Origin of the sequence: Rhodopirellula sp. JB055 (assembly GCF_043100905.1) — a bacterium.
GTDB lineage: Bacteria > Planctomycetota > Planctomycetia > Pirellulales > Pirellulaceae > Rhodopirellula.
In genome coordinates, this window is the sequence record NZ_JBICHO010000500.1 from 1 (window position 1) to 8,798 (window position 8,798).

General features: G+C 56.9%; 7 protein-coding genes. 1 reads left to right on the forward strand and 6 read right to left on the reverse strand.

Translation table 11 applies throughout. The features are described from left to right. Positions 1-373 precede the first annotated feature (373 nt). The gene (locus ACF8AM_RS19510; protein WP_392557256.1) at positions 374-586 is read left to right on the forward strand and encodes an addiction module protein; all 213 of its coding nucleotides are present in this window, start codon (positions 374-376) and stop codon (positions 584-586) included. Between the two features lie 445 nt (positions 587-1,031). On the opposite strand, the gene ACF8AM_RS19515 is transcribed toward ACF8AM_RS19510, so the two are convergent. The 6 genes from ACF8AM_RS19515 to ACF8AM_RS19540 all read right to left on the reverse strand — a co-directional run. Further along, positions 1,032-1,532, reverse strand: a complete 501-nt coding sequence (locus ACF8AM_RS19515; RefSeq protein WP_392557257.1) for an NADAR family protein — start codon at positions 1,530-1,532, stop codon at positions 1,032-1,034. A gap of 285 nt (positions 1,533-1,817) precedes the next feature. Continuing rightward, positions 1,818-2,036, reverse strand: coding sequence for a phage integrase N-terminal SAM-like domain-containing protein (locus ACF8AM_RS19520; RefSeq protein ID WP_392557262.1), 219 nt, complete (start codon positions 2,034-2,036; stop codon positions 1,818-1,820). Positions 2,037-2,856: 820 nt separating this feature from the next. Beyond that, on the reverse strand, positions 2,857-3,648 hold the full coding sequence (locus ACF8AM_RS19525) for an RDD family protein (protein WP_392557258.1): 792 nt from the start codon (positions 3,646-3,648) through the stop codon (positions 2,857-2,859). Positions 3,649-3,955: 307 nt separating this feature from the next. Continuing rightward, positions 3,956-4,858, reverse strand: coding sequence for a hypothetical protein (locus ACF8AM_RS19530; protein ID WP_392557259.1), 903 nt, complete (start codon positions 4,856-4,858; stop codon positions 3,956-3,958). Positions 4,859-5,229: 371 nt separating this feature from the next. Next, entirely contained in the window at positions 5,230-5,817 is a 588-nt protein-coding gene (locus ACF8AM_RS19535) for a TVP38/TMEM64 family protein (protein WP_392557260.1), read from the reverse strand. A 4-nt stretch (positions 5,818-5,821) separates the two neighbouring features. Further along, a partial coding sequence (locus ACF8AM_RS19540) for a DUF3418 domain-containing protein (RefSeq protein WP_392557261.1) occupies positions 5,822-8,798 on the reverse strand: 2,977 nt, incomplete at its 5' end.

The following is an 8,798-nucleotide window of genomic DNA, read 5'->3' on the forward strand; positions in this document are numbered from 1 at the left end:
GTCTGGGATGCTGTGTCTCCGCTCGGACTTATCTGCCCCACTTGGCTTACCGCGTCTGAATTCGATCAATCCTTGGACCACCATTCAATCCAATTGCACGACCTTCCAGTATCCTACCGAATTCTGCGGAAATCGCTCGAAATGCTGGAGGGCGAAATTGGGGCAAACTGTGTTCGTTTGGTCCTTTGGTTCGACTGCTAACCAGCTTCACGTTCGTACAACATGGTTTTTACGCTGAGGCCCTTCGGGCACACCTTCGTCCTTTGGCAACGATCGCTGGCCTTGGTACAATTTCTCGTAGTTCAGCTTCGTCCGCTTCGTTTAGGGCGGTGTCGTAAAAACCTTCCGTTGTGCACCCTGAGGTTAATTCGCCATGAGCATCGATTTAGCTGACCTCCGCAAACTGCCCGTTTCGGAGAAACTCCGTATCGTCGAAGCACTTTGGGACGACATTGGCGCGTCTGATGAACCGATTGTGCTTGAGCCGTGGCAACGTGACGAAGCAAAACGTCGAAGCGCCGAACTGAAGGCCGATCCATCGATCGCAATTGATCGCGCAGAACTTTGGCGACGCGTGAATGGCTGAACCGCTGCGTTTTCATCCGGATGTTGCCGACGACCTCGAAGGTGCGGCAGCTTGGTACGACGAGATTTCAGTCGAATTTGGGAGATCGGTTTCGGGCTGCTGTCGACTCGCGTTTGGACGCGGTGGAACTACGGCCAGAATCGTTTGGAATGGTTGATCCGCCGTTGCGTGCGGCTCGTGTCGAACGTTTTCCGTATTTGATTGTCTTTGAACATTCATCTGTGGCAACGGAAGTGCTCGGCGTTTTCCATACGGCATCCGATCCGAAGAAGTGGCGGAGACGTAAACGGTAGCAAGTCGGGCACACAACACTGAACATCCGCAAGGTCGCTGCGCGATCGCCTTCCTTCTTTCGCAACGCGGGCTCGCGTTATAGAATCAATCGTCGTTCCACGTCGTCCGCTTCGTTTACGGCGGCGACAGATGTTCTTCCCGTTGTGCGAACCTAGCTGTCCAGTTCTTCGCGCAGTTTCGCCCGGACGTCCATCAAGATTCGGCCCAACATGTTCTTCCCTGTGCCGTCTCCACCGTCACCCCAATAGTCGTCGTTCGCCGTGTGTTCGATGATCTTCGCGTCTCCTGTTGCCAACAATAACTCGTGCAGTTCGTCGTGTTGAGTGAACTTGGCCATCACTGCTTCGCGCATGACGTTGACCTTCGCTGACTCCCAATCTCGCCTCAATGTCCGCTTTCGGTCTCGCCCCATTCGTGCTGCCAGCATCGGCGAATTCGCCTTGCGGATTTTCTCTTGCTCCGATTTGTCCTTGAACTTCATGGCCTGAAAATAGTGTTCCGTCGTTGGCCACATCTTCTTGCCAATCTTGATCGGGAATCCCGCGAAATTGGAGAATTCACCGTATTCGTCGGCCGTGCTATAGAACTTGATTGGTTCGGTCATCGCCGGTTCCCTGCCGGATTGCTTGCGGGCGTATTGGGATGGAGACACCCAACCCGCATCATAGGTTCGCAGAACGATTTAGGATTTAGGGTCAGCGAGGTACGAGTCTGAACCTCAATGCTTGTTCAAGGCGAGTCGCTTTGCGGTGGGGACACTCCGGCGTTGGTTCCCAGGTGATTTTGTCCGCTGCGGCGTGCTCTGGCGGAGGGCTTTGTGCGAGGTTCGGTTCGGCGTGGTGGTTTGGGCAGCCGCTCTGGATACGCCGAACGGTGTTTTGAATCAGGCAAGGGCGTTGATCGGCTGTTGGAATCGTGTGCCGGGATGCTTTTCAGGTCAGGTGATTGCGACAGTCGCGCAGGGGCAACCGAGCTGCAGTTGCTGTCTTCGCAGCAAGACATACTGTCGGACCTGTGCTTCGAAGAGTTTTTCCGGGGAGCAAGCGAAGTGCTCAGCCAAGTGGGCGATGGCATTGCGGTAGCACGCGATGGTGCTGGGTTGCTTTCCGCTGAGCAGCAAGTCTTCCCGAAACCGTTTGGCGAGGTCAGAGTGAATGCGAGTGAGCGTGGTCTTTTTTTGAAGTCATCGTCGAGTTCCTGACGAGGGAGTGAAGCCATAACCCAGGGCGTTGCCCTGGGCTGGCATAGGGCTGCCCCTTTGGGCGAAGTCGAGGAACAGAACCTGCACAGTCCAAAGCGGTGTCAATGCCAACCTCTTGACGTCCCACGCTTAGGGCTTCGGCACACCTTCGCTCGTATGGCAACGGACGCTGGCATTGGTACAATTTTCGGTGATTCAAACTCCCCTGCTTCGTTTCGGGCAGGGGCATCAAGTTTTCCGTGAGGCGACTTTCCGTATGCGGTGCGTTTGGTTCGTAATGACTCGCTCTCAGACACTGCCAGGATCGGACTTTCCTGGTCCTGTTGGCACAACGGTCTTCGTAGAATGCTCGCTACGCGCCGAAACCATTCGTGATGCTCTCGACCGCGCGGAGCAGGCATTGTTGAGTGACGGTTACCGGATCAAGCACATCAGCCGTTGCTTAGGGTATGACCTCGACGATTGGAATTACGATGAGTACCCTGCGAATTCCGACTTTCGCCAGCGTTGTGAGACTCTGGTGGCCTCCGATAACATTGAATTCGGGCCGTTTTGCTACTCTGAAAACGGCTCCCGGATGGATGGATGGAGGGTAGAACTTTATCCCCAAATGTTGGCGTGGCTGGTGACTGTCGTGGAGCGATGTGACGCGAACGGTTCTAAATGGTCTCGGTTGGGTTGAGGATTTAAGTTGGGAGGCTGCACGACCGTTGCGTTGAAAATATCAAGCAATGGTTCAGGACATTCTCGGTGAATGGTGAAACGAACTCCTGGATCAGGACTTCCGGATGTCGATGACGCGGGTTCCTGAGAGTGTGTCGTGCCAGCCGACTTGTTTGTCACCGATAAGAAAAGAGATTGGTTCGAACGGGAGCATGCGAGCCAGTGTCCGTCCCAGAATTTTGCCGAACCCTGCTTTGCCGCCATCGACCGAGACGACACGCGTTCCGGTCATAAACTTGGCAATGGTTGCACCAAAAATTGCCTCGAATGCGACGTAATAGATGAGGAACATTCCGAAGAACAAGGTGTAGGCGATTACTAAGAAAATGGCCATCTGATTTTCGTTCGGTTCCCGTCCAAGAAACAATGGAGCCAGAAGACCGAGCACCACGCCACCACCGCCCATGAACATTGGAAGAAATATGCCATCGAGAAAATAGTTCAAAGCACGCTGGTTCTGCGAGGCATAATTTCCGGTCCCTGCGGACGCGGAATTGCTTCCCTCATCCAACGATGTCGCGTACGGATTGTGCCCTCCGCCGCTGGATGCCGTCGGCATCATTCCTGGCTGAGCCACGACGGCGACGGGAGCCAAATCGGTTTCTGTGAGTTCATCGAACAGGCCTGCATCAGCTCCCAAGGGGCTGGCGGCGGCCTGTGGCCGTCGTACAGGGGCAGCGGGCCTGGCCGAGGCAGGTGCGGACCGTGCTGCGGCAGGTGTTGGAGCCGCACCCTTCGGGCTGGGCACTCGCAGTTGCTTGCCGCAGGGGCACTTCACGGTTTTTCCCGCGGCGCTGTCCGGGACCTGGAGCAATTTCGAACAACCCGGGCATTTCAATTTCATCGATCAGTCTTCCCATCGTTTTGGTCCCGAAGAGGTTTGCGCCCGGGACAGCCAATTTCTTCGCGAATCGGTTCGCGACGAAAGAAATGATAACCCAATTGGTTGTTCAGACATCAGGTTGGCTGTCAATTCCAGCGTGATGCACCGCTGGGTGGCGGTCGATTGCTCTGGATTCGCGGATTTCCCCGGCGTGAGTGTCTGGTCGATCCTAGGTACCCACCAACGGAATTGGGAAGATTCCATGAAAAAACGCCCGGTGCTCGTGTGAGCTTCCGGGCGCTGAGTGGATCACTCGATCCAGTGGTGTTTACTTGATTGCACTTTTAAGTGCTGCCGCAGCGTCGACGCCCGTTTCCACGTTCGTGTCGCCAGCCGCTCGGTTCAGGTTCGAGTTGACTTCTTTGCTGGCACCGGAGTCTTTGACACTGGCGTCCGCTTCGGGGGTGAGCCCAGCGTCTACATTTGACTCCACATTTGCACGCGATTCGCCAACGACGTTTGCTTCGTCTTGATCGTGATGATCGTTGTCCAACGCAGCATCGCGTCGGGGAGCCGTGGTGTCTTGGCCGGCATTTCCATAGCCAGCTTGATATCGTTCTTGGCTGTCGATTGCATCCGTCTTCGTTTCGCCATGGAAGTAGATTCGTTGCCCGGCAACGCAGATGTATTCTCGGCCACTGGCGTCATGGCGTAGCGTGTAAACGTCTTGGCTGGTTGTGCCGTATCGATTCACCGAATGATGGTGGTGCGTGGTCCCCGCACGATGGGGCACGCCGACGTGGGAGCCACGGAAGCGATGCACGGTTTGCCCGTGTCCGTTGTGCATGTAGCCGTGGTTCTTGTAGACGTTGTGATCCTGGTATCCAACGCTTGGGTTCGTACCGATACTCTGGTGGTACGGTTGGCCCTTGACCGTGACGTTCTGACCGACATTGGCACGGATGCCTTGATCCCAGTGCAGGTTGCCGTTTCGGTTCGCTCGGCTGTTGGCGATTCCGTTGGACTGAATGGAGGAGCTCGCTGCAGCATCGTCGACTTGGTTGCGAAAACCATCGGCGGCTTCGCGGGCGATGTTTTGGGTTTGGCCGGCGGTCCGACTGACCGTGTTTCCGACTTGGTTTGCGGCGTTGTTCAGAACACCTTGTGCACTGGCCATGCTGCCTGTTGCGACGAAGCTTAAGAACGCGGCGGAATGGATGAACTTCTTCATGTTGTTTTCCTTGATTGTGGGGTGATGGGGCACTGGCGACGACGTTCAAAGAGCAAAGCTCAATGTCTTTGTGTCGCCCAATGGGGGATGCCCCGAAAGCGTCTTCGTTGAGCAGACGTTGGTTGCAACCGGTGTTCCGTCGAGGCGAAACTGAAGACAAAATTGAGCGTGGCGTTGAAGATGGGTGGATCGACGCACCGGTGCGGCGTCGGTCGACAACGATCGGCTGATAGCCGCTGCCTGGGCTGTTGTAGGGCGGCCCCGTGGGGCGAATTCGTGCAACAGAGAGATTGCGCAACGGTGCTTGTGCAAACCAATGCGCTTCACAGAATCAAACATTTCTGCGAGCCTGCTTCGTTCGTTCCGCGTGGCTAAGCACTGCCGAGCAAGCGAGCACCAATGGCGGAAAGCAAAAGTGCGCCGGGAACGATGGCAACCGCGGTCCATAGCAAGTACCGCTTCAACGACACGCCCGCTGCCGCAGCGACTCCAGCGGTTAAATGTGCGCCAACACCGGGGATTTGTCGGCCTAGAACCAAGAACCAAGGGCTGCCGGCGGGCCAGCGTGATAACCATGTTGGCATTTTCTGGCGGGCGTCTTCGGCGGATTCCACTCCGGTCAGTAAACGGATGGTCAAGAACTCCAGCGTCGATCCAAGGAACCAACCCAGCCAACCAAGAAAGACCGCAGAGTGATAGGGGTACAGGCCACCATTGGCAATCACGATCACGTCAGAGGGGACGGGTGCGGCAGCGATCACGGCATGCAGCGGCACCGTGACAACGGGTGCGATCCATCCAAGACGCTGGTGCATCGCTCGCAGATCTTCCCCGCTGGTTTGAAATGCAAACCAGCATCCGACCAGCAAAACGATGGGCAACGCCACGCGAAAAATGCGTTTCCAAAGAGGTTGGCTCTTGCCGGTGGGGTGTTCTTCGGCGGGATCGGCGGGAGACATTCGATCAGCTTAACAGCTTTTCGCAGCGTTTCTCGGAGACTTTCACCGCCGTGCCGAGGGGCTGAGCGAATTGGCTGACTCGGAGTTCCTCGATCAGCCAGCGGAATTCGCTGGTGCATTGTGATTTGGGGTCTCGGCGGTCTTCCGGCAAACCGTTCAGCCAGCGCTGCCACAGGCGATTGATCAATTGCCGGCTGTCGGCGTCTCGCGAAGCAGCGCTGGTGGCTTTTTCGAGTCGATACGCAATCGCCTTCAAATAGCGAGGCAAATGCTGCAGGTTCTGCCAGGGGGTCCACTGGACGAATTGATCTGCCACCAACCATTCGATTTGTTGCATCACGTCCGCGCGAACCTCATTCAACTTGGGTGAATTGGATTCCTCCCACCGGCAACGCATGGAGTGGTACGCATCTGTCAGTTTGCCCAGCCATCCGGCGATGTCTTGGGTCGCTTCGCCGATTCGTTGCGGTGCCATTTGGATGCGTTCATCGAACTCGGTTCGTTTTCGTACCACCGGCATCTTGCGACCTGGTTGGCTTTCGACCAGCGCGACTCGAACGATCAGGTCAGCGAGCGCGTGCTCAATGACGGTGGAGGAGATGACTGGCGCGAGTTTGATCTTGGCTTCCGCAAGTGCCGGCAGATGTCGGACTTGGGCACGCAAGTCTTTTCGGCAGGCGATCGCAAACAGTCGCATCATGCCGAGCCGCGTGGCGTCTTCCGCGGTGGCTTCATCGGAAAACAGTTTGGTCGAGACCGAGTCGCCTTGATCGACCAGGCCGGGATACTGGGCGACTTGAACACCGCCCCGTTTGCGAACGACTTCGCGAGGCAACACGTCCAGTTCGAACGTTGTCATCTTGTCGCGGGACCAATCTGCTTCTGGATCGCTGGTCGCAGCGGTGACTTCGGCATCGTCAATCACGCGCGAGCCGAGCTTGGCTTTGACAGCGTCGACCCCACGAGTCTTCTCAATCACGTTGCCGGTGTCATCGACGACATTGACTAGAAACTGGAGGTGTGGTTCCAGCTTTTCGTCTTGGAAATCCGACTCGACCACACGGACTTCTGCATGCCGCGTCAACGCTTCGCACAGCGTTGGCATGAATGGGACTTGGCCGCGTTTGTCGGAGATTTCTTCGACAACTCGGGCGGCGACGTCCGCGGCGGGAACCAAGTTGCGACGCAATCGTTTGGGCAACGATTTGATCATCGCGATGACTTTGGGTTCCAGCAAACCAGGCACCAGCCAACCGAGTGCATCGTCGCTGACTTGCGGGAGCGCGGCTTCATGGATCGTTAGGTGAACCCCATCGTCCTCGGCTCCGGGGCGGAAGTGATACTGCAGTGGCAAACGGGATGACCCCGCAGCCAATTCGTCTGGGTAAGCGTCCTCGGCGATCGCGACCGAGTCGACCGACACGATGTCTTGTGGACGCAGGTAAGGCGTTGTTTTCGATTCCTCGTCGGCAGTTTCGGATGGTGGATCCGCCAACCATGCCGCGAGGGCGACGTCGTTGTTCAGTTTGGACACCCAGGGCGGCGTGGGACTTTGCCGGTCAAACTTTTCCAATCGCGGTCGATCACACACGTCTTCTGGCAATCGCGACGCATAGAAAGACAGCAGCGAGTAGTCATCAACCACCAAGTCACGTCGACGAGTTTTCGCGGCCAACTTTTCGATCGATTCGATCAAACGCCGGTTGTGGCGGACGAACTTCGCGGTCGTCGGCAATTCGTTCTCTAGCAATCCGTGGCGAATCAGAAGGTCACGCGAGGTGGCTGGATCGATGGGAGCCAGCGGAACGCGGCGGCGAACGACGACGGGCAAACCGAACAACGATTGACGCTGGTAGCAGAACGCTCCGCCGCTTTTGCGACTCCAGTGTGGGTCGCTGTAAGAGGCTTTGAGCAAGTGCGGCGCAACGGCCTCGATCCATCCCGGTTGGATCTTCGCACAAGTCCGAGCGTATTGCTTGGCCGTTTCGACCAACTCGGCAGCGACAATCCACTTCGGTTTGGCGTCGAAGATTCCGCTGCCGGGCCATAGGAACAATTTCAATCCACCGGCACCCGTGTACTCGTTTTTGTCGCCGGCCATTGCGATGCCAGATAGCAATCCCGTCATCAAGGCTTGATGGATCAGAACGTACTTGTCCGAGTCGACAACAGGTTGTTCGTGATCTGCTTTGGCGGGATCTAAATCGGCGTATCGGATTTTGCCAACGGAATTTCGCGGTGTGGTTGATTTCCCTTTGGGACGACGTCGTTTGCCTTCGCCGATCGAGGCCGCCATTTCTTTGAGTTGGCGATACACGTCCGCCCACTCGCGCATTCGAGTGGGCGACAAGAAATTCTTGCGAAGGATCCGCGTGAGCTTTCCTCGACTGTGGTCTCGTCGCATTGAGTCGTAGAAACGCCACAGTCTCAGCAGCGAAAGAAAATCGCTTTCGGGATCCTTGAATGCCGAGTGAGCTTCGTCGGCGGCGGCACGTTTTTCCGGCGGTCGGTCGCGAGGATCGGGGTTTTCCATCGCGGCGGCAATGGGCAAGACTTCCGGCAGCACACCCATCTCTTTCGCAGCGATCAGGATGCGGCCGACTCGCGGGTCGACGGGGAGGCGACCGAGTTGCCAACCAATTTCCGTCAGTTCCTTGTCTTCGTCGATTGCACCGAGTTCATGCAGCGTTCGCATGCCTTCGCGGATGGCTTCCGCACGCGGCGGATCGATCAGTGGGAACTCTTCCAGTCGCCCAAGACGCAGTGTTTTGCTTTGCAGGACGACGCTGGCGAGGTTGGTGCGCCGAATCTCAGGAGTCGTGAAGGCGTCGCGGGTTTCGAAATCTTCGACACTGTACAGACGCACGCAGATGCCGGGGCCGACGCGACCGCAACGACCGGAACGCTGGTTGGCGCTGGCGCGGCTGATCGCTTCGACGGGCAATCGTTGGACCTTGGTCCGTGCGCTGTAGCGACTGATT